Source organism: Streptomyces sp. NPDC047974 (assembly GCF_040653375.1).
GTDB lineage: Bacteria > Actinomycetota > Actinomycetes > Streptomycetales > Streptomycetaceae > Streptomyces.
Map to the genome: position 1 here is coordinate 1 of NZ_JBEZNU010000054.1, position 25,187 is coordinate 25,187.

General features: G+C 70.0%; 25 protein-coding genes. 10 read left to right on the forward strand and 15 right to left on the reverse strand.

Annotated elements, in window-relative coordinates:
• The first annotated feature begins 207 nt into the window (after window positions 1–207).
• The 3 genes from AB0E19_RS36530 to istB all read left to right on the forward strand — a co-directional run bounded on the left by AB0E19_RS36530 (window position 208) and on the right by istB (window position 3,387).
• Window positions 208–558, forward strand: coding sequence for a hypothetical protein (locus tag AB0E19_RS36530; protein WP_362188837.1), 351 nt, complete (start codon window positions 208–210; stop codon window positions 556–558).
• Window positions 559–964: 406 nt separating this feature from the next.
• Window positions 965–2,593 (forward strand): IS21 family transposase, encoded by a 1,629-nt coding sequence (gene istA / locus AB0E19_RS36535; protein ID WP_362188840.1) that lies wholly within the window; start codon window positions 965–967, stop codon window positions 2,591–2,593.
• Window positions 2,590–3,387 (forward strand): IS21-like element helper ATPase IstB, encoded by a 798-nt coding sequence (gene istB, locus AB0E19_RS36540; protein WP_362188843.1) that lies wholly within the window; start codon window positions 2,590–2,592, stop codon window positions 3,385–3,387. The genes istA and istB overlap by 4 nt, the downstream gene beginning before the upstream one ends.
• An 89-nt stretch (window positions 3,388–3,476) precedes the next feature.
• Here istB and AB0E19_RS36545 read toward each other — a convergent pair whose 3' ends face one another.
• Entirely contained in the window at window positions 3,477–3,902 is a 426-nt protein-coding gene (locus AB0E19_RS36545; protein ID WP_362188846.1) for a hypothetical protein, read from the reverse strand.
• Window positions 3,903–4,193: 291 nt separating this feature from the next.
• Between AB0E19_RS36545 and AB0E19_RS36550 the strand changes: the two genes are divergently transcribed.
• Window positions 4,194–4,874: an HNH endonuclease family protein gene (locus tag AB0E19_RS36550; RefSeq protein WP_362188849.1), complete on the forward strand. Its 681-nt coding sequence runs from the start codon at window positions 4,194–4,196 to the stop codon at window positions 4,872–4,874.
• A 367-nt stretch (window positions 4,875–5,241) separates the two neighbouring features.
• The gene (locus AB0E19_RS36555; RefSeq protein ID WP_362188852.1) at window positions 5,242–5,364 is read left to right on the forward strand and encodes a hypothetical protein; all 123 of its coding nucleotides are present in this window, start codon (window positions 5,242–5,244) and stop codon (window positions 5,362–5,364) included.
• A gap of 91 nt (window positions 5,365–5,455) precedes the next feature.
• On the opposite strand, the gene AB0E19_RS36560 is transcribed toward AB0E19_RS36555, so the two are convergent.
• Window positions 5,456–6,220: a hypothetical protein gene (locus AB0E19_RS36560; protein WP_362188855.1), complete on the reverse strand. Its 765-nt coding sequence runs from the start codon at window positions 6,218–6,220 to the stop codon at window positions 5,456–5,458.
• Window positions 6,221–6,391: 171 nt separating this feature from the next.
• On the opposite strand from AB0E19_RS36560, the gene AB0E19_RS36565 reads away from it, so the two are divergent.
• The gene (locus AB0E19_RS36565) at window positions 6,392–6,550 is read left to right on the forward strand and encodes an MYXO-CTERM sorting domain-containing protein (RefSeq protein ID WP_362188858.1); all 159 of its coding nucleotides are present in this window, start codon (window positions 6,392–6,394) and stop codon (window positions 6,548–6,550) included.
• Between the two features lie 105 nt (window positions 6,551–6,655).
• Here AB0E19_RS36565 and AB0E19_RS36570 read toward each other — a convergent pair whose 3' ends face one another.
• From AB0E19_RS36570 to AB0E19_RS36590, 5 genes are all read right to left on the reverse strand, one after another.
• Window positions 6,656–8,032 carry a hypothetical protein gene (locus AB0E19_RS36570; RefSeq protein WP_362188861.1) on the reverse strand — a complete coding sequence of 459 codons (1,377 nt, stop codon included), beginning with the start codon at window positions 8,030–8,032 and terminating at the stop codon, window positions 6,656–6,658.
• A 358-nt stretch (window positions 8,033–8,390) separates the two neighbouring features.
• Window positions 8,391–8,726: a hypothetical protein gene (locus AB0E19_RS36575; protein WP_362188864.1), complete on the reverse strand. Its 336-nt coding sequence runs from the start codon at window positions 8,724–8,726 to the stop codon at window positions 8,391–8,393.
• 569 nt (window positions 8,727–9,295) lie between these two features.
• Entirely contained in the window at window positions 9,296–9,838 is a 543-nt protein-coding gene (locus AB0E19_RS36580) for a hypothetical protein (RefSeq protein WP_362188867.1), read from the reverse strand.
• A 62-nt stretch (window positions 9,839–9,900) separates the two neighbouring features.
• The gene (locus AB0E19_RS36585) at window positions 9,901–11,469 is read right to left on the reverse strand and encodes a helix-turn-helix domain-containing protein (RefSeq protein ID WP_362188870.1); all 1,569 of its coding nucleotides are present in this window, start codon (window positions 11,467–11,469) and stop codon (window positions 9,901–9,903) included.
• Window positions 11,470–11,934: 465 nt separating this feature from the next.
• Window positions 11,935–12,156 (reverse strand): hypothetical protein, encoded by a 222-nt coding sequence (locus AB0E19_RS36590; protein WP_362188873.1) that lies wholly within the window; start codon window positions 12,154–12,156, stop codon window positions 11,935–11,937.
• Between the two features lie 472 nt (window positions 12,157–12,628).
• Between AB0E19_RS36590 and AB0E19_RS36595 the strand changes: the two genes are divergently transcribed.
• Both AB0E19_RS36595 and AB0E19_RS36600 read left to right on the forward strand, forming a co-directional pair.
• Window positions 12,629–12,880, forward strand: a complete 252-nt coding sequence (locus AB0E19_RS36595; RefSeq protein WP_362188876.1) for an antitoxin MazE7 — start codon at window positions 12,629–12,631, stop codon at window positions 12,878–12,880.
• Between the two features lie 2 nt (window positions 12,881–12,882).
• Window positions 12,883–13,263, forward strand: coding sequence for a toxin Doc (locus tag AB0E19_RS36600; protein WP_362188879.1), 381 nt, complete (start codon window positions 12,883–12,885; stop codon window positions 13,261–13,263).
• 449 nt (window positions 13,264–13,712) lie between these two features.
• Here AB0E19_RS36600 and AB0E19_RS36605 read toward each other — a convergent pair whose 3' ends face one another.
• From AB0E19_RS36605 to AB0E19_RS36615, 3 genes are read right to left on the reverse strand one after another with little or no spacing between them, the layout of a single operon-like run.
• Complete coding sequence (locus AB0E19_RS36605; RefSeq protein ID WP_362188882.1) at window positions 13,713–14,114, reverse strand: DUF6009 family protein; 402 nt, start codon at window positions 14,112–14,114, stop codon at window positions 13,713–13,715.
• Window positions 14,111–15,616 (reverse strand): phage/plasmid primase, P4 family, encoded by a 1,506-nt coding sequence (locus AB0E19_RS36610; RefSeq protein WP_362188909.1) that lies wholly within the window; start codon window positions 15,614–15,616, stop codon window positions 14,111–14,113. Before AB0E19_RS36610 ends, AB0E19_RS36605 begins: the two co-directional genes overlap by 4 nt.
• Before the next feature lie 26 nt (window positions 15,617–15,642).
• The gene (locus AB0E19_RS36615) at window positions 15,643–16,743 is read right to left on the reverse strand and encodes a bifunctional DNA primase/polymerase (protein ID WP_362188885.1); all 1,101 of its coding nucleotides are present in this window, start codon (window positions 16,741–16,743) and stop codon (window positions 15,643–15,645) included.
• A gap of 678 nt (window positions 16,744–17,421) precedes the next feature.
• Here AB0E19_RS36615 and AB0E19_RS36620 point away from each other — a divergent pair.
• Window positions 17,422–18,396: a site-specific integrase gene (locus AB0E19_RS36620; protein WP_362188888.1), complete on the forward strand. Its 975-nt coding sequence runs from the start codon at window positions 17,422–17,424 to the stop codon at window positions 18,394–18,396.
• Between the two features lie 26 nt (window positions 18,397–18,422).
• Here AB0E19_RS36620 and AB0E19_RS36625 read toward each other — a convergent pair whose 3' ends face one another.
• The 3 genes from AB0E19_RS36625 to AB0E19_RS36635 are packed head-to-tail and all read right to left on the reverse strand — an operon-like array spanning window position 18,423 to window position 20,623.
• Window positions 18,423–19,118 carry a PaaI family thioesterase gene (locus tag AB0E19_RS36625; RefSeq protein ID WP_362188891.1) on the reverse strand — a complete coding sequence of 232 codons (696 nt, stop codon included), beginning with the start codon at window positions 19,116–19,118 and terminating at the stop codon, window positions 18,423–18,425.
• A 46-nt stretch (window positions 19,119–19,164) separates the two neighbouring features.
• Entirely contained in the window at window positions 19,165–20,199 is a 1,035-nt protein-coding gene (locus AB0E19_RS36630) for an alcohol dehydrogenase catalytic domain-containing protein (protein WP_362188894.1), read from the reverse strand.
• On the reverse strand, window positions 20,192–20,623 hold the full coding sequence (locus AB0E19_RS36635) for a tautomerase family protein (RefSeq protein WP_362188897.1): 432 nt from the start codon (window positions 20,621–20,623) through the stop codon (window positions 20,192–20,194). The genes AB0E19_RS36630 and AB0E19_RS36635 overlap by 8 nt, the downstream gene beginning before the upstream one ends.
• 100 nt (window positions 20,624–20,723) lie before the next feature.
• Between AB0E19_RS36635 and AB0E19_RS36640 the strand changes: the two genes are divergently transcribed.
• Window positions 20,724–21,314 carry a TetR/AcrR family transcriptional regulator gene (locus tag AB0E19_RS36640; RefSeq protein WP_362188900.1) on the forward strand — a complete coding sequence of 197 codons (591 nt, stop codon included), beginning with the start codon at window positions 20,724–20,726 and terminating at the stop codon, window positions 21,312–21,314.
• 78 nt (window positions 21,315–21,392) lie between these two features.
• On the opposite strand, the gene AB0E19_RS36645 is transcribed toward AB0E19_RS36640, so the two are convergent.
• Window positions 21,393–21,869, reverse strand: a complete 477-nt coding sequence (locus tag AB0E19_RS36645) for a tautomerase family protein (protein WP_362188903.1) — start codon at window positions 21,867–21,869, stop codon at window positions 21,393–21,395.
• 113 nt (window positions 21,870–21,982) lie between these two features.
• Window positions 21,983–25,039, reverse strand: a complete 3,057-nt coding sequence (locus AB0E19_RS36650; protein WP_362188906.1) for a Tn3 family transposase — start codon at window positions 25,037–25,039, stop codon at window positions 21,983–21,985.
• Window positions 25,040–25,187: the final 148 nt, after the last annotated feature.

Below are 25,187 nucleotides of genomic sequence, written 5' to 3' on the forward strand. Positions count from 1 at the left end.
ACGCGGGTCTACTCGGTGACCATCACAGGATCATTCGGGAAGGTACGCCCTCCGCGTCCCACCCGGAGCTGATCCACAGGTCTTGAGCATTGCTCTGGTCCGGGTCCCCATGTAGCGTCATGGCTAGGAGCTTCTACGGACCACTCGTGGAGATTCATCGCAGGACCTGCGACCGCTGGCCGAACTGCAGCCTGCGACGATGTGCCTGTGAGCTATGACCTTGCTGTGTGGGACGGCGACCGTCCAGTCGACAACCGCCAAGCGGGCTCGATGTACGACGAGCTCTACGAGCGCTACCTAGAGTCGGACGATGTCGTCGTGCCTCCGGCGCCGCGCATCGTGACGTATGTGGAAGCCCTCGTCGCGCGGTACCCGGATGACGTCGACCACAGTGTCGTATGGGCGTCGACCCCAGTCATCGATGAGGCGTCGGGCCCGATCGTGTACTTGGTCATGTCTTACGGCAAGGCCGATGAAGTGTCCGAGTACGCCGCTGAGCTGGCCCGCGAGCAAGGCCTCGTTTGCTTCGATCCGCAGGGAGAATGCCTCCGGCCGTGAGCTGGCTGTTTCTCTCAGCGGGTGGACCAGAGGAAGATGCCCGAACGACTTCAGTGGTGCTGCCCAGAGAACGACAGAACAGACCGCTGACCCGTGCCGCGCCACGCGGCGATAGAAGGTTTGCAGTGCCACGCGGTCGGGGGCGGGTGCTGGCAGCACGATGTTCGACTCCTCGTGTTCTGGTGGTGGGAGTCAAGGAGTAGTTGTCGGCTGAGCATCGGCTGGGAGGAGTTGAACGATGCCAACCCAGGGTGGCTTTATTCACGGGTTGTGAAGCCCGTTGTTCACGGGTTTGGGAGGCGCCCAGATCCACGGTCGGGTGATGTTCACGAGTTTTGAAGTCGCCAGGGTTCTTGCCACGGGAGCATCGGGATGCTCCTGGTGAAAGGGCCTGGTCATGCCGCAGATGTCGAAGATCGAGCTGTACGCGGCGATCCGTCGCGACCATCGCGGCGGTATGAAGATCCGGGAGATCGAGCGCAAGTACAACGTGTCATGGCGGACGGTCCGCAAGGCCGTGGACTCGGTCTGGCCCGAGCCGAGGAAGCAGCTGCCGCCGCGGCCGACCGCACTGGATCCGTACAAGCCCCTCGTCGATGAGATGCTGCGGACGGATCTGGACGCGCCGCGCAAGCAGCGGCACACGATCACGCGGATCTTCCACCGCCTGGTCGAGGAACACGCCGCGGACGTCTCCTACCAGATGGTCCGGCGCTACGTCTCCGACCGGAAGCCGCAGATCCTCATCGAGTCGGGGAAAGCACCGGTCGAGGCATTCGTGCCGCAGACCCACCAGCCCGGCATGGAGGCCGAGGTCGACTTCGGCGACGTCACGATCCGGCTCGCCGGCGAGCTTGTGACCTGCTATTTGTTCTCGTTCCGCCTGTCCTACTCGGGCAAGGCCGTTCATCGCGTCTTCGCCTCTTGCGGCCAGGAAGCCTTCTTCGAAGGGCACGTCCACGCACTGCGGACGCTGGGCGGAGTCCCCCGGAGCAAGGTCCGTTACGACAATCTGAAGGCCGCCGTCGCCCGGGTGCTGGGGCTGAGCCGGGCCAGGGTGGAGGCCGACCGGTGGATCGCGTTCAGGTCGCACTTCGGGATCGAAAGCTTCTACTGCCGACCCGGTATCGAGGGCGCCCACGAGAAGGGCGGAGTGGAGGGGCAGATCGGCTACTTCCGCCGCAACCACTTCACCCCGGTGCCCGAGGTCGACTCGCTGGCCGAGCTGAACGACCTCGTTGACCAGTGGGATCTTCACGACGGACGGCGCCGGATCGGCTCGCGGGCGAGGACGATCGACGAGTACTTCGAGGTCGAGCGGCCACTGCTGATGCCGCTGCCGGAGGAGCCGTTCGAGACAGGTCGGCTGTTCACTCCGAGGGTTGACCGTTACAGCCAGATCGCGGTCCGCACGAACCGCTACTCGGTGCCGGTCCGGCTGATCGGCAAGCGGGTCCGGGTCGTGCTGCACGCCTCTCACCTGGTGGTTTTCGATCGGAACGTGGAAGTTGCCCGGCATGAGCGTTTGATCGCGAAAGGCGGATGCCGCCTGGATCTGGACCACTACCTTGAGGCCCTGATCCGCAAGCCTGGCGCGTTCCCCGGCGCCACTGCACTCGAACAGGCCCGCTCTGCGGGCAAGTTCACCCCGGTCCACGACGCCTGGTGGGCTGCGGCGGTCAAGGCCCACGGCGACACCGCCGGCACACGGGCCTTGATCGAGGTTCTGCTGCTGGCCCGGCACGTCTCGCATGAGCACCTGGTGGCCGGCCTCGCGATGGCTCTGCGGGCCGGGGCACTGACCGCGGACGCGGTCGCCCTCGAAGCCCGCAAGATCGCCCAGGCCGAAGACGAACCCGCCGGGAATCCTGCGCCGGCCGGTGCCGCGGGGGCGACCGTGACGTTTCTGCACGAATGGCGGCTCGCGCATCTTCCCCCGGACACCAGGCCGCTGCCCTCGGTGACCCACTACGACCAACTGCTCCGCCGCCGTCGCGCCAGCGGCGGTGAACACCGCGAGGGAGAAGCACAGTGACCCTGCCCCGCCAGCGAGGACTGACCGAGCAGGCCGCCAACACGGCCATCGACACCGCCTGCCGCCTGTTGCGGCTGCCGTCGATCAGGAACGAGTTCTCCGACATCGCCGACCGGGCGCTGAAGGACCAGATGACCTACCGCGGCTTCCTCGCCGAGCTGCTGATGGCCGAGTGTGACGACCGGTCCAGGCGTCGTTCCGAGCGCCGGATCAAAGCTGCCGGATTCCCCCGGGACAAGTCCCTGCGGACCTTCGACTTCGACGCGAACCCGAATATCGACGCGGCCACCATCCACACGCTCGCCAGCTGCGAATGGATCAAGAAGAGCCAGCCGCTCTGCCTGATCGGCGACTCCGGGACGGGCAAGTCGCACATGCTGATCGCGCTGGGGACCGAGGCGGCGATGGCCGGCTACCGGGTCAAGTACGTGCTGGCGACGAAGCTGGTGAATGAGCTGGTCGAGGCCGCCGATGAGAAGCAGCTCTCCAAGACGATCGCCCGCTACGGCCGCGTCGACCTGCTCTGCATCGACGAGCTCGGCTACATGGAACTGGACCGCCGCGGCGCCGAACTCCTCTTCCAGGTGCTGACCGAACGCGAAGAGAAGAACAGCGTGGCCATCGCCTCCAACGAGTCGTTCGGCGGCTGGACCAAGACGTTCACCGACCCCCGCCTCTGCGCGGCCATCGTCGACCGCCTCACCTTCAACGGCACCATCATCGAGACCGGCACCGACTCCTACCGCCTCGCCAGCACCCGAGCACGCGCCGAGGAGGCAGCCAAGGCCGGCTGATCCCTGCCACTACCTTCCTCGATGGCCCGCCGCCCTCCGGGCGGCGGGCCGTCCTCGCCGAACCCAGTCGTTCCGCCCGGCAGGCTCACTCAGTCCACCGTCCGTGAAGCGGCCGCTTCGATGCCTGATGCCCGCAGCTTCCGCGCCAGGAGCTCCATCTCGGGCAGGGTCCCTGAGTACTGCCCGGTCAAGACCTGCTCCAGCACGGCCCGGACGCCGTCCAGGCCGATGCCGAGTTCCGCTCGCAGCACCCGCATGATGGCGGCGTTCCTCGTCGGCGGGGCTACCCGCAACCTTGCCCGCCCGTGCTCGGAGAGCAGTCGGCCACGTAGTTCCTCCGGCAGGTCACCGCCACACACAGCCAGGGCAAACCCGCAGGCCGGACACGTCGACTCAACATCCCACCGCAGTGCCTCGCCTACCAGCGCCTGAACACCGCACCACTCCGCCTCGGCACCGCATCCCTGGCACACAGCGGAGTACCTGATGGACTCAACCAAGATCGACTTTTCCATAGTCCCACCCCTCAAGAGGAGAGGTTAGACGGCAGGCAGCGAACGTCTTTCCGGGGCGCCAACATGCCCCCCTGACACCCGAGCCAGCGGTCAGGCCGCGCTGGTCCATGCGCTGACGCTATCTCTCGTGAACATTCCAAGGCCCAGTGATCACCAACTGACGCCCGAACCGGCAGACAAACGCTGCTGCTGAACGTGAACAAAGCCACCGGTGACCTGCGTCGCCCGCAAGGCTGATGGGGTGCACGGTTCCGGCATGTCAGGGAGTGGATCACCGGTACACCTGCGTTCATGATCAAGAACCTGGTGCGCGGTGCGACCGCGCTCTGCCTCGCTCTGTCCCCTCTCGCCCTTCCGTCTGCGGCCACCGCCGCCCCCGCGGCGCCGGCCGCGGCGCAGGTGCTGAACCTCGCCGACGCCGTCGACCTGGTCCCGGTCGCCGACGAGTCCCGTACCGGATACACGCGGGACAAGTTCAAGCACTGGAACGCCGGCCTGGACGCGGCCGACGGCTGCAACACCAGGGCGGAGGTGCTGCAGGCGGAGGCGGTCGAGTCGCCGGCCGTGGCGGCCGGCTGCAAGCTGTCCGGCGGTGAGTGGCTGTCGTACTACGACGGCCAGGAGGTCACCGACCCCGCCAAGCTCGACATCGACCACATGGTCCCCCTCGCCGAGGCCTGGGACTCCGGCGCGAGCGCCTGGGACGCCAAGCGCCGCGAGGCATACGCGAACGACCAGGACGCCGCCGCCTCGCTCGTCGCCGTCACCGCCCGCACCAACCGCCAGAAGGCCGACCAAGACCCGTCGACCTGGATGCCGCCGCACCCCGACGCCCAATGCCGGTACATCGGCGAATGGACCGCGACCAAACTCCGCTGGGGCCTCACCGCGGACCAGACCGAGGCCGACGCCCTGAAGGTGTACGCCGAAGCCTGCGAGACCACCGTCGTCCACTACACGCCGGCGGCGTAGCCGGCCCCGGAAACGCGCAGTGCCCCCGCCAAAAGGCGGGGGCACTCAGGGGAAGGGCAAACGACCAGTCGGCTCTCCCCCAACAAGACCACGGTAGCCCGGGAGTTGCCGCTACTCGGGCTGTTCCCGGCGGCGACCACCTGGATGGGCGACGGCAGCACGCCGGCCGTGACAGGCACGTTGACGACCTACACACCGCCTCGGCGCCGACGGACAGCAGGACCGGGCAAGCGCGGCCGCCGCGCTCGTTTCAAGAATCCGTTTCATGATCAGATAACCGGCCGGGACCCGCGCGGGGGACGCCTTCACCCCGCACACCACACCCCCGAGTCAGCGCGGCGCCGGCGGACACGGGGCCCAGGATGAAGTGCCCATCTCGCACGCAGTGGGGCTGCTGCTGGAGGCGTACCCCTCTCGCCTGATCAGCCTGGACGCGATCGTGGCGCAGCTCGATGAGCCGTACGCCGAGGGGACGGACGCCGGGCGGTAACGGCGTGAACAGGTGTGGGGCCCTGCCGGATACGGCAGGGCCCCACACGCATTCCGGGCGACGGCACCACGGTGCACTCACCGGGAATAGATCAACTCGGCTCCCCAGGGAAATGCTGCCACAGCTCGTCAACGCGGCTTTGAATGTCCAATACTGTTTCCAGAGTGCGCTTCATTCCCGCGTAGTTGTTAGCGCGAAGGTGTACGGCGAATTGTTGGCCCACGGATTCTGTCACCGCTCCCAGCGATTCCAGGAGTTCTTGCCTACTGGTAACTTCGTCCAATTCGATCAGATTATCTACCTGCCCCCGACGTTCGACTAGGAGCAGTCTCGTTTTTCTGATCCTTTCTTTGAGATCGTCCAAACGCCCCTGGAGGAAATCCCTCATCGTATATGGACGTTGGCTCTCCGGCAGAGGCGTTGCCGCCTGCCGTGGCGGGGGAGGTACCAGGACCGTTGCGGCGGCGGCTTCCCGAAAGTCCGTCATGAACTCGATCGGGGAGCGCAGGTACACGCTACCCAGGTCTTCGGCGGCGTCGACGGGACCGCCGGGCTTGTCGGAGGCTTCTGCGGCTGCTTCCCACAGGGCGTGGAAGCGGTCGACTTCGGCGGTGGGGTCGGGTCGTCGGGCTCTGCTCGCGAGTTCGGTGACGAGGAGTTCGAGCAGGCCCCAGGCGGGGAGTCGGGGGTGGGCGAAGACGTCGCCGATGCGGCTCCGGCTCGCTACGCCGTTCCCGAGCGCGTCGACCAGGTCTCGCAGGGACGGCCAGCCGGCGCGGCGGTGCAGGGCGTGCAGCTCATCGCTGAGGGTCCGGCGAGGGCCTGGCGGGAGGGTGGGGGGTGTCTGCTTGGCCACGCGCTCTCCGGGGCTGTCCGATGGTGTCCAGAAGTGTCCGACGGACACCGTACAGCGTCCGAACGCGTAGTCCTGCGTCCGGAGTTGTAGCCGCTCGTCGGACAGCGTCCCGGGCCCGATTCGCGGCCGGAATCTGGAGGAGTCCGAACGGAACTCACCCAGGAGAACGGCATGTTCAACGTGTCTACGGCGCTCGATCTGCTCACGCAGGGGCTGCTGACGGAGCTTCCCTCCAGCCTGATCACGGCGGCGGTGGTTGCTGCTGTGGCTTGGGCCCTGCGCCGCCGCCGCAAGCGGAACCACCCGGAGGGCGGGCAGGACGGGGACTGAGCCCGGCAGGGGCCTGCGTAGCCGCGCAGGCCCCTGCTGCGTTTTTCCTCGCCTGTGGGCGGGATAGGGCCCCTGTGCGGCCCCCCGCTTGGGGGCCGGCTGCGGTCACGCCAGGAGTGCGCGGCGGGAGAGGTATCCGCACCGGAGGCCGCCGCCGGGGTGCCATTCCAGGGCGGGCTCAGCTGTGGTGCCGTGCTCGGGGCAGGAGGGGGTGGGGATGATGCCGCCGCAGGTCTTCTGTGTGCACGGGCAGGCTGCGGTGGGGGCGGTGTCGGGGAGGGCGTGGCGGACGACTCCGCCGGCGGGTGTCTGTGCTGCGTGGCCGCGCAGGCTGCTGGGCCAGGCGAGGGTGACGCGCAGTCCGCCCGATCCGGGGCGAAAGCGGTCGATGACGCGCACCGCGCCCGGTACGGCGATCGGGTCCGTGCCGGGGGCGGTCAGGCGGCTGACGGAGGCGTCGTCGGCGGCGAGCACGGCGAGGGTGTCGGCGGTGCCGTCGTCGGCCATCCAGCCGGTGAGCCGGTCTTCTCCTTCCGGGTCGTCGCTCAGCTCGACCCGGGGGTCGGCGAGCTGGAACCGACGTGGTGCTTCCCCGGTGGGGCGCAGGTGGAGGGCGGCGGTCGGGAGGGTGGAGGGGATGGCGATCTTGTCGTGTGCGAGGAGCCAGGCGACCACGGTGGAGCGGGTGAAGGTGGGGTGGACGTCGTCGCCGCCGGTGGGGGTGGGGAAGTCGGCGTGGCGGCGGCGCCAGTTCACGACGGCCGCGCGGCCGACGCCGGCGATCCGGGCGGCTTCCGCGAGGAACATGACGTCCTCGGCGGGGGTGATGGGGTTGAGGGCGGCGAGGGGGGAGCGGTGGCCGGCGGGGGTGGCGCGGAGGGCGTGCCAGTCGACGGAGGGGCGGGTGACGGGCAGCAGGGCGACGTCCTCGGCGGAGTACAGCGGGACGGTGGTCACGCCGCCGTGGTGCTTGTAGTCGATGGTCACCGTGGTGGTGGGGGTGAGCCAGCCGAGGCGGACGGCGTGGTCGAGGTCGATGCGGCGGACGCCGAGGCGGACGGCTGCCTGGTCGGGGCCGAGGGGGACGTGCCGGTCGAGGATGGCGGGGAGGTCGCGGCGGCGGGCGAGGGCGGCGACCTGGTCGGGGTGGACGTCGGGGTAGGCCGACTCGCCGCCGAGGTGGGCGAGGAGGCCGGCGCGGGCGAGGTGGCCGATCGCGGCCGGGGTCACGCGCGGCCGGCAGCGGGGCAGCGGGGTGCCGAGGGCTTCGGTCAGCCGCTCTGCCGCCCACCAGGCGCCCGCCGGCCCGGGCAGTGCCGCCCGGATTGCCTCCGCGTCCGTGCTCTCCACCACGGCCCGCGACCACAGGCCGGGTCCGGCGTCGGCGGCCGGGACCGCCCTGGAGGCGGCGGCCCACCGCCACGCCGCCACTGACACCCGCAGCCGGCTTGCCGCCTGCTGCTCGTCGTACGTCTCACGCATCGCTGGCTCCGTTCTCGATCGCGGCCTGACCACCAGGCCGCGCCGGAAACATCCCGAAAGATCCCGTTTGCTGTCAATAGCCGGATCTTCAGGGCGAGTTGGGGTCACACCGCACAAGTCGCGTACGCGTACACGAGGGCAAGAATCACCCTCCCGGGGAGGACGGCGGAGGCGCCGTCGCGGCGTTCTGGAGGCACGGCAGCACGCCCCCCGGGGAGGACCAGGCGGAGGAGGAGACCACCGCGGCCTCCTCGTGACCTGCCCCTCCGGCGTCCACTCACCACGCCCCGGCCACTCACCACCGCGCTGACCACGCACCCCTGTGCACTGCCCTGACCTGCAAGGGTCAGTACTTGGGTCACTGTTCGGGCCACCCACGGACCGGGCCGTCCCCAGTGAAAGTTCGGGCAGCTCCGGGCCCGTAACCGGTAACCCTCTCGCCGCCCTCGCCCCGGTCCCGGTCCTGACTCTGGGGAGGTGGCAGGGGTGCCGCCGGGGACGGGGGCATGAGGTAGGCCACGATCAGCATGCAGAGGCCGGCGACGGCGACGAACGCGCCGCCGGCGGTGCCGACGAACGCGAGGGTGCTGGCACCGAGGTGGTCCATGACGATCGCCGAGACGAGGGCGGCGATGACGGCGATGAGGACGACGATGACGACAGCGGTGATCCGGGCGGTCTGTCGGGTGGACATGGCGAGTTCCTCTCGGGCGGGGTCTGAGCGGCACCGGTGCGGTGCGGGCGGTAGGTGAGCAGACACGGGTGGTTTGCGTCTCGGCGAAAGTGCGGTCCGGCGTCGGGGCGACAGTCACGCCCCGAGGGATTAGCCCCGCAAGAGGCGGTGCCAGCCCCTACTGCCTACTGATCGCAACGCCGCGTTGGGAAATCGCGTGAGCCTGTCTCGTGGGTCACACCGGGGTCTCGTGCGTCAGCCGCGCGGCGGTGCGGCCCGTACAGCGGGGTGCGGCCGGCGGGGCGGGTCGCCGACCCGCCGGGGCAGGGCGGGGGCGGGCAGGGAGAGAGTGCCGGACGGCGGGGTTAACCGCGCAAGGAGGGCCCGGCCGCCTGGCGGAGCCGTCCCTCGCCGCCTGCGGGGCCGCGGGGCGGGTGAGAGGGGGGCTCCCTTCACGACTCCGCCCTTGTGGTCAATCGAGAGGGCCCGGATACGGCTGATCCCCGCCACGTCGGTGGCGGGGATCAGGCGGCCGCGGGCCGGGGGTGGGACCGGTCCCAGCGGCCTGGGCCGGGGCTGCGGTGAGGAGGTCAGCCGCTGATGCCGACAGAGGAGACGTAGGCGTAGGCGCCGTAGTCGGAGTCGAGGTCTGTGATCACGTCGTCCCAGATCTCGTCGATCGTGTCGGCGTCCTTCTTCGCCCAGGCGTCCACCAGGTCGCCCCAGATGTACCGGACGGTGAGGGTGCGCTGGGAGAGGGTCGGGCGCCGGCGGGCCTCGGGGACGTGTGCCTGGTCGACGGGGTAGATCTCCATGCGCTGGCCGCGGCCCTCGTTGTCGAGGTGGCGGGCGAGCCAGCCGGAGCGGATCAGGTTCTCGCGCCGCCTGCCCCAGTACGCGGAATCGATCTTGTCCCGGTTCGCCGCCGTGGGCGAGACCTTCCCCTTGCTCCGCATCCACGTCCGGATGGTCCGCGGGGACACGCCCTGCTCGCGCAACGCCTCACGGCCGGCCTTGCTGTCGAGATACCGCAGCCGGGCCGAAAGGCCACGCTGCGAGGTGACCGGCGAGGAGATACCCGAGGTGTAGACGATCCGGTTGAGCTCCTGGATAAGGGCTTCCCCGCCCTTCATTCCACGCGCTTCGAACCGCTGGAACTCTCCCCAACGAGACCACAGGTCAGGTGAACCGGCCATTACTTCTTACCTCCCAGAATGTAAGTGTCCTTCACCTTGACCTGCGCGAGGTCCCGACCTTCCGAGAAAACCTCGCGCCACTCTCCCGTGAGGTGGAGTTCGTCGGTACCGGAAACCTGCACGACCTGGAGACCGGCGGCGCGGGCCTTATGGGCTTTCATCCACAGGTTGGCGAACGCCTTCGAACGGATGATGTGCATCCAGTCCGGGCGGCGAATCTCGCGGTTCGCGCTCGACTCCCCGATGGTCGACACGAACTTCGAATACATCGCCTTCACGTAGGCCACGGTCAGTTCGTCGCCCTCGGCGATCGCGCTCCGGCGCACCTCGGCCAGCGCGCGGCGCATCTTCTCCAGCAGGGCCTCCGTGGCGCCGGAGACCAGGGAGCGGTGGATGACGGGCGCCTCGGCGAGGCCCTGGCGAGCGCAGTCGAGGAGCTGGCGGAGGGTGGACTCCGTGACCCACAGCTGCCCGGGCTCCAGCCGTGCGCCGAGGGGGTTGGGCAGGTCGGTGTGGTCCCAGTCGGCGGGGGTGATCAGGTGGACGCCGGCCTTCTTCGGGTCGTGCACGCCGCTGGTGTCCTCGCGCAGCTGCCCGATCGGCAGCCAGCACTTGAGCGCGGACAGGTAAGCGGCGTTCATGTCGAGCGCGGTCACCTCGAACTGATCACCGCTCTTGGCCGCCTTGAAGATTTCCGGATTCCGCCACTTCGGGCGGCCCTCCCAGATCTCGTCTGCGCCCTTCTGGGATTTCTTGTGCAGGATATCGGCGGTGGGCGGGAACTCGGAATGCTCGTACCGTCCGCCGACCCTGGACGATTTCATGAGTGCCATCACGTCCGGAATCGCCATCTTGATGAGCGCGGCCTCGGCGGCTCCGAGGTCGCCGCCCTGCTCGGCGAGGATGTCGTGGACGCGGTCGGTGATCTGCTCCATCACCGACCCCGACGCGTAGCCGGCCGTTCCCTTCCGCCGCGCAGCCGGAGCCGGAGCCGGAACGGAAGAGGGAACGGCGGCCACGGGCACAGCCGGAGCGGCCGGGGCGGGGGAAACGTCCGCGGGCCCAGCGGCCGGAGCGGCCGGGGATACGACGGCGGCCGGGCGGGGTGCGGGCGCGGCCACGGCGGTGGCGGCTTCGACGCACTCCTCGGCGCTCAGGTGCTGAGGGAAACCGTCGACTTCGTCCACGGCCGGCTGCCCGCACAGCACGCACGACCCCACCGGCAGCCGCAGGACAGCCGCCGCCGCCTCGGCCGGAAGCAAGGTCGGGGCGACTGGCGCGAGACGGACGGGAGGAACCGCGAGGACGCCCGGCTGGAGAGAGGCCGTGGCACCGTGCAGAACGCCGACCGCGTGCGTGGGCCCGGCCAGCAGGTCGAGCACGGAAATCCCGTAATGCGCGGCAAGGCCGTCGACATCCTCCAACGACCAGTGGGCACCGCCGGACTGCTTGCGGGACACCTGGGCCTGGGACAGACCGAGCGCAACGGCCAGTACGGCCTGACGCTCACCGGTTCGCGTCATGAGCGCCGCGACCGTAAGCCTGAGACTTTCCTCGGTACTCAGCATGATGCAACCCTAGCCCATTTCATGCGCAATACGCATACTGAATGCGAATGTTGAACGTCTGTGCGAGGAGTCGACGTTTCAGTCGGTCCAGCGCCCGCCAGAGTCGGTCGTCCCGGCCCCAGCCGGGATCGCAGACGTGGACGGCAATGCTCTGGCGCACCTCACCCAACGCGCGGGGCCGGATACCCGGCCACTAGCAGCCACGCGGACTGCATGGGGAAAGCGGGTGACCCAGCCACCGCACGCGACCCGTAAGCCGCCCTCGTCACCGACCACAGCCGCGTCCTCGGTCCCGACCACCCAGACATCCTGGCCAGCCGTAAAAAGTTCGACCGCTGGGCGATGGAAGCTGCCGGGGCGTAGCCATCGGTGGGAGCTGCCGCCCCTCGGGTGGGTGGTCTTGGAATGTGGAAAGGGCGGCACCCCTGGATGGGGTGCCGCCCTTTCGGCGGTGTGCGGTGGGGGTCAGCCGGTGTACCCGGTGGCGATGAGGTCGGCGGCCTGGCGGCGCTGTCCGGCGACGGCGTGGGAGACACCGAGGGCCTGGACCATCTCCAGAGGGACGGCGTCCATGTCCGGGACGGCGGGGCGCTGGTCGGCGGGCAGGTTGTTGCGGGCGGCGAGGATGAGGGGCGTCACCAGCTGGTGCGCGGGGACCCGCAGCGCTTGGCGCAGGTGGAGCGGCACCTCACCCCATGATGGGTCGTCTTCCCCGGGCGGCTCCCGTCTCCGCTCTCACCGCCGGCGCGGACCCGGGCTCGGGCGGCGCCGCTTCCCGGGGCGTCCCCTTGCCCGCGCGTGGGCGACGCGCCCTGTGCCGCGGGCTGCGGGGTCACGGCGCCGTCTCGCTCGTCCTTCACGCCCCCGTCCCCGGGCATGGCGCAGGAGCCGGTACAGGTGTGAGTGGCCAGTCCCACTGCTCCTCCCCCGTCGCTTGGATCGCCTCACCGCAGTATCGCCGCCGGGCCGGGGCTCTGCGGCGATACCGGCGAAGACCCGCTGCGTTGAGGTGAAGCTGCACGCCGCCTCAGGATGAACTACGAGGCGGCTGGCTGCTGGATGTCCACCCCCGCGACCGACGCCTGTGTACCCGGGCGTCGCTGGCTGATTCAAGCGAATCGGTATTCGCAAAGGTACTTACCGGTGCATACTCGGGGGCATGGCAGACACCACAGTGAAGGTCAGCGCCGAGACCAGGGACCGGTTGGCCGCCGTCGCCGAGGCGCGGGGCATGAGCCTGCGTGCCTTCCTGGCGGACCTGGCCGTCCAGGAGGAGAACCATCTTCGGCTGACCCGGGCGACCGCCGAGTTCCGCGAGGTCACCCGGCGGCCGGGCATCGCCGAGGCGTTCGACGACGCGTTCCCCGAGGACGCCCCGGCTTCCCGGGACGCTGCCCGCCGGGCGGCCTGACCTTGGAACTGCACGTCGATCTCCGGTGGCTCCTCGACCGCCAGGAGGACCTGCTCGGCAAGGAGCTCGGTGTCCGCGACTGGTCCGGCCTGGTGGCCGCCGTCGCCCGGCACAAGGTCAACACGCCCGGCCTCGACGCCGGCGAGCCGGACGCCTACTGGCGCGCTGCGGCGCTGCTCGATGCGCTCATGCTGCTGCGCCCCTTGCCGGCCCGGAACGCGTTCTTCGCGTACGGCGTGGCCGTGGCGTACATCCGGGCGTCCGGGAAGAGCGTCGATGACGCCTTCGAGCCGTGGGAGACCCTGTTCCGCGACATCCGCGGGCTGCGGCTGTCGGTGTACGACATCGCCGACCGGCTGCGATCGATGCAGCCTGAGGTGTAGCAGAACCGGCTCCCACTCCGTCTGTCCAGTACCGCCCCCCGCACCCGGCAGGGGGCTTTCGTAATAGCGCCGAAGAAGCCGAGCCGGAGGCGGACGGCCCCGACGAAGTCGAGGTCCCGCCGGCGTACCGCTTCGTGGACCGGCTCAAACGCGGCTGGCACATCGCCTTCGGCTGGGACGAAGCGCTCGCCTACATGATGGTCCGGGGCGGGGCTCCGGCCGGACCGTCCCGAAGAGCCACTTCCCTTCGGCGAGCTGGAGTCCCCGTACGGGCCGCTGCGCCCGGTCACGTCGCCGGATCCGAGCGACGAGGCAGTCCTACGCGGCGCGCTCCACTCCGCCGGCGTGAAGGCGGCGGGCTCTGTGCTCGTCGCCCTGCACCGCGTGTGGCTGGAGTACACCCGCGGGTCGTCGCCAGGCGGTTTCGAGGGCGGGGAGCAGATACGAGGTCAGAGCGGAAGCGTTATACCGAGCTCCTGCATGGCTGAGGACGGAGGGCCACCTTCGGAGCGCTCGGTCTTGCGCCCCTTGACGGTGGGAGCGAGGGTTCGTGGGTCGATGGCCTCGGCGGGGGCTGAGCCGGCGTAGAGCCCGTCGGGGGCCGTGTCCCGGTCGTGTGGGAGCACCCAGAAGACGCGGCGGCGGAAGGTTCCGGAGGCGCGGGAGGCCTTGGCGTTGGTGCTGAGGATGGCGTAGCCGACCATGCGGCCGTCGCGGTGGTAGGCGGGCTTGCCGGAGCGGGTGGGCAGCCGGTCCAGGCTCTGGCGGACGTAGTCGAGGCGGGAGACGTCCTCGAGCCAGACGATGTCGGTCTCGTGCTTGAGATCGTTCTCGCTGATCAGGGAACTCATGACGTCTCCTCGTGGGCGAGCAGTCCGATGCCAGGGTAGTACTTCCTCGAATTCGACAAGATCATCTCTTTCGGGGAGGACAGGCCGAGGAGTTCGCGGGCCCTGGCGGCGAAGGTGCGGCTGGTCATGGCGAGGCAGCCCTCGCTGGTGCACCAGTCGCGGTAGGCGTCGTACAGGGTGCGTTGTTCGGTGCGGTAGTCGGGGCCCTGGAGGCAGGCTTCGTCGAAGAAGCGGCCGGTGTGGTCTTCGGTGTCTGCGTAGGCGGTGGTGGCGATGCGGACCTTGTCGGGCCCGGTGAGGTCTTTCTGGCCGCCGAGGTAGCGGCGGGCGCCGTCGATGAGCCAGTTGAGGATCCCGGGGCCTTCTTCGGCGACGAGGATGTCGGCGAGGTTGTCGATCTTGCGGTCGTCGGAGACGGTGCGTTCGAAGGGGATCAGGCGCATGCGGCGCCAGAAGGCGAAGCCGCCGGTGCCGACTTCGGGGCGGTGGTTGCCGAGCAGCCAGAGGTGGTGGGTGGGGGCGAAGGAGAAGAAGTCCTGGCGCATGCGGCGTGCCTTGATGCGGTCGCCGCCGGTAAGGAGCTTGACGCGGGCTTCGTCGAACTTGTCGCCGGGCTTGACCTCGGAGCAGACCACGACGCGTCGGCCGTGGAGTTCGGCAAGGTCGGTGGGGTGGCCTTCGAAGGGGCGGGCCATGAGGAAGCCGGGCGGAGCGGCGTCGGCGTAGTCGCCGAGGAGCTTCATCAGCACGTCGAGGAGGACGGATTTGCCGTTCTTGCCGGCGCCGAAGAGGAAGGGCATGACCTGGGCTCCGACGTCGCCGGTGATCGAGTAGCCGAGGAGGAGCTGGAGGAAGCCGATCATCTCGGCGCCCTGGTCGTCATCGCCGAAAGTGTCGTCGAGGAAGCGCCGGAACCGCGGGATCGGTGTCACGGCCGGGCCGACGGTGGTGGAGCGGGAGTGGAAGTCCTTGTTGGGGTCGGGGACGCGCAGGAGGCCGGTGCGCAGGTCGACGATGCCGCTCGGGGTGCACAGGGCGTAGGGATCGGCGTCGAGGTGTTCAGCCTTGAGGACCATGCCAGGGGCGGATTTGGCCTGGGCGAGCAGGGCGTTGATGCCGGCGGTGCTCAGGGAGCGGCGGCGGTGCTTGCGCAGGGTTGTCTCGGGATGTTCGCCGGTGGGGTCGGTGAGGGCAAGGTGTTCGCCGATGTCGCCAGCGGCCCACAGGACGGAGTCATCTTCGTCCACCTGCCAGCGGGTGGTGTCCCAGCGGTACCAGCCAAGGCCCGGGACGTGGCGGTAGTCGGCTTGGTAGAGCCGGACGAAGAGCTTGGCGTTGCCGCGGTCGGTCAGGGAGTCGGGGAGCAGGCCGTGCGCGGTGGCTGGGGCGGTGGTGTGCGGGGCGGGCAGGGGTGTGTCCCCTGCCTGCTGGGGCGGCAGGACGGGATTGGACTTGGCGATGATCTGGGCGGCCAGGACGTGAGGGTCGAAGTCGAAGAGCATGTTCGGCTCGCCGCCGGTGGGGGTGGTCACGGGCGGCTCCCGGGGTTGAGGGGGCGTCGGGCGCCGGCGGTCATACCGCTGCGGATGATGGCCTCGGCCCGGTGTTCCTGGCCGGGGCGGGCGTGGCGGGATGCTTCCAGGAGGGCGGTGTGGGCCTGGTGCTCGTCGAGGTGGCCTGCGGCGACGAGGCCTCCGACCGTGTACGCGGCGCGGTTGAGCTTCTCGGAGAATCCGGCGCCTTCGGGAGTGTGCGCGCAGTCGGCGACTTCGGCCAGGACCGCGCCGAGGATGGCGACGACGGGGTCGCCGCCGTGCCGTGCGGCGGCGACGGCCTGGCGGGCGCGGCCCGGCACCGGGCGGGGTGCGGGAACGTGGGCGGCGGGGAGGTGGTGGGTGCGCTGGAGTTCTTGGGCGAGCCAGTCCGGAAGCGGGGCAGGGACGCGTGCCGTGTCGAGGGGGGTGTAGACGCCGGCGTCGGTGCGGGTGCCGGGCGCGATGATGTAGCCGCCTTCCGCGCGCACGTCGACCTGCCAGGCGAGTGCGCGTTTCTTCCCCGATCCGGCGGAGCTCTGCCAGCGGCGGGCGTCAGTGGCGCGGTACCAGACGTGCAAGCCTCCGGACGGGGTGCGGACGCGCAGCGTGGAGGTGTCGTCGGCAGGATTCGGCTGCCCGCGGAGCGCCGCGAGGACGGCCATGGTGTGGAAGCCGGTGGTCATTTGGGACACGTCGATGTCGTCGGCGATGGTGATCCCGGGCAGGAGCCGTTTGCGGTCCGGTGGTGGGGCGGGGTGCATGTCGAGGTCGATGACGACGAGGCCGGCCGGGCCGCAGGAGACTGCGACGCCCATCTGCGGGCGGGGCCCCCACCATTGCTGAATGCGGTGCATGTCCAGCGTGGCGGCGTGGAACCCATGGCACCAGCGGCCTTCCGCGCGGCACAGGCAGGTGCGGTGGTCGTGTCCTGGCTCGCGGCAGCTTGAGCAGCTCGCGGCGGGAGTCTTTCTGCCCGGGGCGAGGGGGTGCACGGGCCAGCCGTGGCTCGCACACCAGCGAGCCAGGGCCAGCGACTGAGGGGCCTGGGTAGCGACTGCTGAGTCGCTGGAGGAAACCCGCAGGTCAGCAGGCATCTCGTTCCTCCATCAGCGACTGAAGCGACTCAACATCGGAGACAGACTAGCGAAAACGTCCGTTCGATCCGACAACTTACGGCCACGCGCGTCGCACATGGACAGTTCCAGCGACCGAGCGACTGGGGGCAGCGACTGGACTGCTTCAGTGGCTGCCCCCAGTCGCTCCCTAAAACTCCAGGTCACAGGCCTGAAAGGGATCCGAACAGCGACTGAAGCGACTGAAGGCCCGTATATATGACGCGCACACGCGCGATAAGTTCAGCCCATATATCGAAACTCAGTCGCTTCAGTCGCTGCCCATTCCATCGCACCCCATCTGACCTGCTGATTTACTCCAGCGACTGAAGGCACCGTGGGCCGCTGCCTTCAGTCGCTGCCTCCGCTGAACATCACCTGCCCAGCGATCGACCCCAGTCCGGCCCCCAGCAGCTGGGCTCCATGCTGGCCATGCACCGCCGGGGCCAGAGGAGGGGGTTGAGGAACATCGGAACGAAAACCGGCGCTAAGCCATCGTCGCCCCTGATGGGCGGCCGGCGGGTCGTCGGGGGCGAAGCCGGTCTGAAGTCGTCCTACAGATAACACCCCAATATCTGCGGTAGCTTGATCCGTCATCTGCGGTGACGTTCTCCGGCCGCTACGTGAAGCGGCCCTGTTATCTGCGGCAAAGGGGAAGCGGTGTCCGTCGTCGTGCAGCTGCCGACTGGGAAGGCGTTGACCGTTCGGGCGGCGGCCGACGTGTTCCTCGACTCGCTCGGCAACCCGAACACGGTCCGGAACTACGGGGTCGGGGTCGGCAAGACCGCCGAGCGGATCGGCCAGGGCCGGCCGCTGGCGTCGGTTGCGGACGACGAGATCGGCGAAGCCCTCGAACTGCTTTGGGGCACTGCGGCAGTCAACACGTGGAACTCCCGCCGGGCCGGAGTGCTGTCCTGGCTCGGCTGGTGCCGCGAGCGCGGCTACGAGGGCCCGACGGTGCCGACCTGGGCGAAGCGACTGGCGGTGCCGGACTCCGAGACCCCGGCCCGCTCGAAGATGGCGATCGACCGGCTGATTGCCCGGCGTGAGGTCCACCTGCGGGAGAAGACGCTGTGGCGGATGCTCTACGAGACCTCCGGGCGGGCGGAGGAGATCCTCGGCGTGAACATCGAGGACCTGGACTTCGCCGGGCGCCGCTGCCCGGTCAAGGCGAAGGGCGCCCGGACCAAGGCCCGGCGCCGGGGCCAGGTCCGCGAAGACTTCGTGCTGGAGACCGTGTACTGGGACGCAGGCACCGCCCGGCTCCTGCCGCGGCTGTTGAAGGGCCGCACTCGCGGGCCGGTGTTCGTCACTCACCGCAAGCCCGGCCCCGGCAAGGTCATCAGCCCGCGCGACGTCTGCCCGGACACCGGGTTCGCCCGGCTGTCGTACGGGCAGGCCCGCGCCTTGCTCGACGAACACACGGCCGTACGCGGGCCGGGTACGGGCTGGGACCTGCACGAGTACCGCCACTCCTCCCTGACCCACCTCGGTGAGCAGGGAGCGTCGCTGCTGATGCTGATGGCGAAGTCCCGGCACAAGAAGCCGGAGAACGTCCGCCGGTACTTCAAGCCGTCCCCCGAGGCGATCGCCGAACTCACGGCTCTGCTCGCCCCGGGAGGCAGCCGCCGCTGAACGGCTCCTGCCGGGGCGGAGCCAGCCTATCTAGGAGCGCTTCGCAGGCTGGGAAACAGGGCCCGGGCTTGCTCGGGGTCCGGTGAGACGAAGACTCCCTCTGCCGCCACCAGGACCGTGGAGAGGTCTTCTTCGGTGGCGATCGAACCCGTCACGTACACCTTGCGGCCCTCGGTGCCCGTGACATGGGCGAGCACGCGCAGCGGGGATTCCAGCGGAACGGGGCGGTGGTAGCGCATCTGAAGGGAGACGGTCATACCCGGTATTCCGGCGGTGGCGCAGGCCCAGCCCATCAGCTCGTCCAGCAGCATGGCGCTGATGCCGCCGTGTCCGTAGCCGGGCGGCCCTTCGTGGGCGATGCCCAGGGTGCAGGTGCCCGTGGCGCCGCGGTCGAGTCGTGTCACGTGCAGGGGCGGGGCGAGCGGGCTGCCGGTCCCGGTGACGGGGCTGTACATCCGCACTCCGCCCGGGAACTCGTCGACCTCAGGGACTTCCGCTCGGGTGCGGGGATGTCCGGTCAGTTGCGCGGTGAGCCGGTGTACGCCGTCTGACACGCGGTTCAGGGTGCTTGGTGCGGCTGTGGTGCGGACGGCCGCGTCGACCAGGGCGCGCAGCTCGTGGCCGAGCGCGGTGATCGCCGTCCGTCGCCGGTGGAGTTCCTCCTCGTCTTGTCGCTCGGGGGCGGTGCTGGTGGCGGAGCGGTGGGGCAGGGGCGATGTCATCGGGGCTTCTCGGTGCGTGGCCGCATGCAGCGGCCGGGCGGAGGGATCAGCTCGGGGCCGGGGCCGGTGGCGGGGGGATGTCTCGTACGAAGACGGGCTTGAGGTGCTTGTCCGGCAGTGCGTCGGGGAGCTGTTCCCAGTCGAGGACGTGGGAGACGACGCGGGCGGGGTCGACGGTGCCGGAGGCGGCGAGGTCGAGGGCGTCGGGGATGTGGGAGCGGACGTTGTCGCGGGCGATGCGCAGGGTGACGCCGGTGAGGTACATGTCGAGCAGGGGGAGTTCGCCGGGCCGGAAGTGGTTGCCGGCGGACTCGCAGATGCCTTCGGGGGCGAGAGATCTGACGGCGAGCGCGAGCTGGTCGACGCGGCCGGTGGCCTCGACGGCGATGTCGAATCCGTGCGGGATCGGTTCGAGGGTCTCGGCGCTGCGGGCGCCGAAGCCCTCGGCGAGCTTGCGGTGTTCGGCGTCGGGGTCGACGTAGAGGACGTCGGAGGCGCCGAGCGCGCGGGCGATGTCGCACACGTACAGACCGATGCTGCCCCGGGCGACGACCAGGACCCGGGCGCCGGGACGGGCCTTGAGGTGGGGGGCGATGAGCCGCCAGGACAGGGACCAGTTGTCGCTGGCCGAGGCCATGGCGACCGGGTCGAGGCCGGCGGGCAGCGGGACGAGCATGGCGTCGGCGTAGGGGACGCGGACCAGGTCGGAGAAGAGGCCGCCCCAGCTGCCGCCGATCGGCGCGCCGTACATCGCCATGTGCGGAACCGAGGCGCAGTGGGCGGTGAGTCCTGCGCGGCAGGGGGCGCAGGTGCCGCAGCTGATGGACCAGGGCACCACGACCAGGTCGCCGGGGGCCACGGTGGTGACCTGGTCGCCGATGTCGGTGACGCGGGCGACGCATTCGTGGCCGAGGGCGAACGGCGGGTCGATGAAGCCGTGCCCGGCCAGGATGGAGGAGTCCACGTCGCAGGAGGTGGCGGCGACGGGGGCGACGATCGCCTCCTGGCCGGACCGGATCTCGGGGTCGGGTGCCTCGCGCCATTCGACCGTACGGCGGGCGATGTAGGTCAGTTCACGCATCGGCCCGCTGCCCCTTCGCCAGGGCGACCAGGTCGGCGTAGCGGACGACGGAACCGCCCGCGCCCCAGGTGCCCTCGGGCTGCTCGTGCACCAGCACCCACACCCGCAGCGCCTGGTCCGGGGACAGGCCGGCGGCGGAGAGCACGGTGGCGGTGGCCTCCTCGACCAGGCCCGCCTTGCGCCGCTCCGAAAGAGCCCCCTGGGGAACCGTCACCTCGACGAGGAAGCGGGGCTCGTCGTCCTCGGCCGTCTTCTGCGCACTCTCGGGCAGCTCGGTGAGGTAGCTCCACGCCTGGGCGCGGAAGAAGGCGGTGTCGGGGGCGCCCTCCCACCGCAGCAGTACAGCGGCGAGCTCTTGCTGGATCGTCACGCGGCCCTGATCGGTCAGGGCACCGGTCGGGACGGTCAACCGGATCATCGGCATGGCAGCTCCTCGGTCTTCGACAACCTCTCGTTATGACAGTCGTCATAACGAGAGGTCACGCTAGACTATGACGATCGTTATAGCCAGAGGAGATGTGCAGGTGACCAAGAGCACCAGTGGTACGCCGTCCCGCGAGCGGATCGTGGCCGGCGCCGCCGACATGATCAGCCGGCGCGGACTGAGCGCCACGAGCATCCGAGAGATGGCCAAGCACGCCCAGGCACCGCTCGGCTCGACGTACCACTACTTCCCCGAGGGCAAGCAGCAGCTGGCCACGGAAGCGGTCCGCTACACGGGGGAATGGGTCGCCCGCAGCCTGCGCAAAGAACTCGAGGCCGGCCCCACCGCCGGCCTGCGCGCCTTCCTGGCCCTGTGGCGGGGAATCGTCGTCGACACCGACTTCCACGCCGGCTGCCCCGTCCTGGCCGTGGCCATCGAGGAACCCCCGGCCGACGAGGTGCCGCCCGCCCTGGCGGCCGCGGCCGAGGTCTTCGACCAATGGGAGGGCCTGCTCGCCGACTCCCTGCGCGCACACGGAGCCGACGCCGAGCAGGCGGCACAGGTCGCCACGCTCATCGTCGCCGCCGTCGAGGGCACCGTGGCGCTCTGTCGCGCCAAGCGAAGCACCGAACCCCTGGACCGCGTCGCGGTGCAGCTCCAGACCTTCATCGACGCCACGATCAAGAGCTGAGGGCTTCATTGAGGGCGCCCGCCGCAGCGCGGTCGGCCGCCCCGCGCGAAGAACGGGGCCGTCGACCGCGCGCAGCCCCTACGCGCCGAGTGCGGCGCGGACGGCTTCGGCCTTCTTCTCGGTGAACACGCCGCTTTCGAGGAGGGAGAGGACGGACAGGACGCCTCCGCGGGAACCCCAGCTGCCCTCGTCGATCACCCGGAAGGTCACCCACCAGGCCGGCGACGGCTCCGGCATGCCGCAGGCGTCGGCCATCGCGGCCAGGACGCGTTCGATGACCTCGGCACGGACTTCCCGGCGCCAGTCGCCGTCCATGACCGTCACGTCGATCACCATCGCGTCGGCGCCCGGGCCCGCGTCGGCCAGAAGCCGGCCGCCGATGGCCATCATGTCGGGCTCGCGCTCGGTGAAGTGCACCTGGAAACCGACTCGCGCGGCCGGGGCGAACTGGCCGACCTCGGGCACGAGCACGGCGTCCGTCAGCGTCTCGGCCAGCCTGCGGCGCTGCTCCGGGCCCAGGCGGCCCTTCGGGCAGTTCACGGTGATGACGGTCATGACTCTCCTTATGACGACTGTTATAGGTCGAGCCTACACCGCGATATAACGGCTGTCATAACCTGTGTGGTCGGAGCAGCTCGTTGCGGCTGCGCTGGATTGCAGGGCCAGCGTCACTCGCCCTCGGATGCGTGCTTGTCCCGCAGCGGCCGCAGGCCGCCGGGCAGGTCCGGGAGCTGGAAGGAGTACCGGCCGAGCATGTTGACGTGGTGACGCACGAACGGGGAAAGGCGTGCGACGTCCTCGTCGCGGACCTCGAAGCCCTCCCCGCGCAGCTGGGCGACGGCGGCGTCCATGTACCTGGTGTTGAACAGCACGAGCGCATTCAGGACCAGGCCGAGCGCGCCGATCTGGTCCTCCATGCCATCCTGGTAGCGCTGGTAGAGCTGCCCGGCGCGGCCGTGGAAGATCTTCCGTGCGAGCGCGTGCCGGCCCTCCTGGAGGTTGGCCTGCACCTTGATCTGCCGCCGGTAGCCGGGCTCGTCGGCCAGGCGCAGGATGTGCAGCGTCTTGGCGATCCGCCCGTAGTGCGCGATCGCGTCCCCGAGCGGGGTGGGGCGGCCTTCACGCGACAGCATGCGGATGACGTCGTAGGCGCGGACAGCTCCGGTGTGGATGGAGCCGATGATCCGCAGGATGTCCTCCCAGTGCCGCTCGATCCGTGCGAGGTCGACCCGGCCGCGTGCCGCGTCCTGGAAGGCGCCGTAGTCGGCCGCGCGGTCGATGCGCCACATCTTCTGGTCCGGCAGGTCCGCCAGCTGCGGCGCGTACGCGAACCCGGCGAGCGTGAGCAGCCCGAAGACGATGTCGCTGTATGAGGCGGTGTCGGTGACGATCATCTCCGGGCGCTTGCCGCCGTCGCGGTCGTAGAGCACGTCCAGCACGTACAGGGAGTCGCGCGGGGTGCCGGCCACGACCTTCCCTCCCAGGCCCGCCGCCTGGTCGTTGATCATGTTCAGCCAAGTTGCCCCGCCCCGGCGGCCGAAGAACTTGGGGTTCGGCCGCGCGTACACCGACGGCACAGGGACGACGAACCGCATCCCGTCGACCGAGGCCACCAGGCCGCCGCCCCACGCGGCCGCGAGGCCGATGGACGCCTGGTGCTCGATCAAGGTGGCGTTCGCGGCCCGGTACGTCGCGAGCCGCAGATACGTCTGGTCGACGTGGGACAGCCGCCCGTACTTCAGCGCGTCCGCCCCGCCGATCACGGGGGTGTAGCCGACGTTGCAGCTGTGGGCGACCAGCAGCGCGGCGATCGTGACGTGCAGGTCCTTCAGGCGGGGCCCGGCGCCGGTCACCGAGGTGAACGCCTGGTCGGCGCCGGTCCACGAGAACACCTCCAGCAGCACCTCGGGCAGGTCCACGCGGGGCAGCATCGCGTTCACCGCGGCCCGCAGGTCGAGCAGGGAGGCCGGTTCGGGCTCCGGCTCCAGCGCGGCGAAGTGCAGCCGCCCATCGTCGTCGAAGACGATCTGCGCGTTGTCCGGCAGCCGCCCGGCGACCTCCCGGTACGTCCCGTCCAGCAGCGCGGCCCGAGCCGCCAGGTGCTCGCCGGCCTGGCCGGGCAGTCCGAGCGAGGCCAGCACGGTCGGCCTCGCCTGCTCCCACGCCTCGCCAGCCAGCAGCTTCGCCCGCGGGTCGCCCCACTTCGAGGAGTTCTTCGCGAACACCTGCTTGCTCCGCAGCATCCGGTGCAGCTGCTCCAGGACGCAGAACGTGTACGCCTTCCAGTCCACTGTGCCCGGCTCCAGGTGCGGCGCCGCCAGTACCAGGCGCCGCCACGACCCGGTCAGCAGGCCGGTGTCGATCTCGGCCGGGCCGACCTTCTTGCGGCCCATCAGGTCCGGCAGCAGCTTGAGCGCGGCCAGCACGGCCTCGCCCTCGGGGGTGGCGCCGAAGTCGACGACCTCGACCAGGAGGTTCAGGAATGGACGGACCGTGCCGAACCGGCCCACCAGCATGGACCGCCACGCCTCGTCCGCGTCGGAGTCCAGCGGCGGCGTCAGCTCGAACAGCGCCGCGATCGCGGCGGCCAGCTCGTGCCGGGGCACGACCGCCTCGATCCGCTCCCACATCGCCTCGAACGACTCCACCGCCGGCCCGGTCACCTCGCCGGTGTCGGTGTCGACCAGCTCGCTCGTGGTGTCGAACACGACCTGGAACGCGGTCGCCAGCTTCGCCGACGCCCGCTCGACCCGCGGAAGCGTCTTCATCTTCTCCTTGATCGTCTCGCGCTCGGCCTTGGCCAGCAGCTTCGTCGCGATCAGCACCTCCAGGAGGTCGAGCGCGTCGTCGACGGCCCGGGTCGTCAGGTAGACGGTCGTGGCCAGCAGCGTCGCCAGCCGGCGGGAATCACCGTGACGGCGCAGCAGCGACGCCTTCCCGTCGACCCCGTACCGGGACAGCTCCGCCAGCCGCCGCGGCGGGACCGCCGACACGTCCAAGTCACCCATCCCGAGACCGGCGATCTCCTCCGCGCGCTTCAGCGCCGCCTTCATCTGTGGGCCGGACACCCGTACCGGCCCGCGCCGCAGCCGGTCCAGCTCCGAGACCCGCTCGCCAGCCGGGACGGTCAGCAGCGAGTCCAGCACCGCCCGCTGGCCGGTGCTCAGCAGGCCGTACAGGGTGTCCCACAGCCGCTGGTTCGCCGCCTCGCGCACCGAGGCCACCAGCCGGGCCAATCGGCTCGCCCCCGGCAGCAGCACCCGCCCCTCGCGCAGCCAGCTGGCCGCCGCGTCAAACAACGCCTTCGGCCCGTCCCCGGTCGTCCACGCCCGTGCGTCCAGCCACGCGACCAGTTCCTCGCGGATCTCGGCGAAGTCCCGCCAGCCCCCGGCCTCCTGGATCTCCCCGGCGTGCGTACGGGCCGTCCCGTCCCGCTCGCCGTACAGCTCCAGGCACGAGACGTCCACGATCTCCAACTGCTCGGCCAGGTACCCGGCCACCTCCACCGGCACCTGCCGCGGGTCCGGCATGAACCGGCCCAGGAACCGCACGCTCGTGAGCTGGACCGCGAACCCGAGCCGGTTGTGGGCCCGGCGCTTGGCTTGCACCGCCTCCCGGTCCGTGTCGTCCAGGAAGAAGTACCGCTCCAGCTCCGCCCGCGAAGGCGTCTCGTGAAACGACCCGTACCGGGCCGCCTGCTCATCCGTCAGAAACTCGACCGCCACAACAGCTCTCCGAAGATCGACAACAGCGACCCTCGAAGGCTCCGACGCCCAATAAGGATCTTCAGAGTGGTCATCGATCGGGTGACGGTCAAAGGCGGATAGCAGACGAGGCCTTCGGGCAGTGGTTCGAGATGTCTGACGTCTCAAC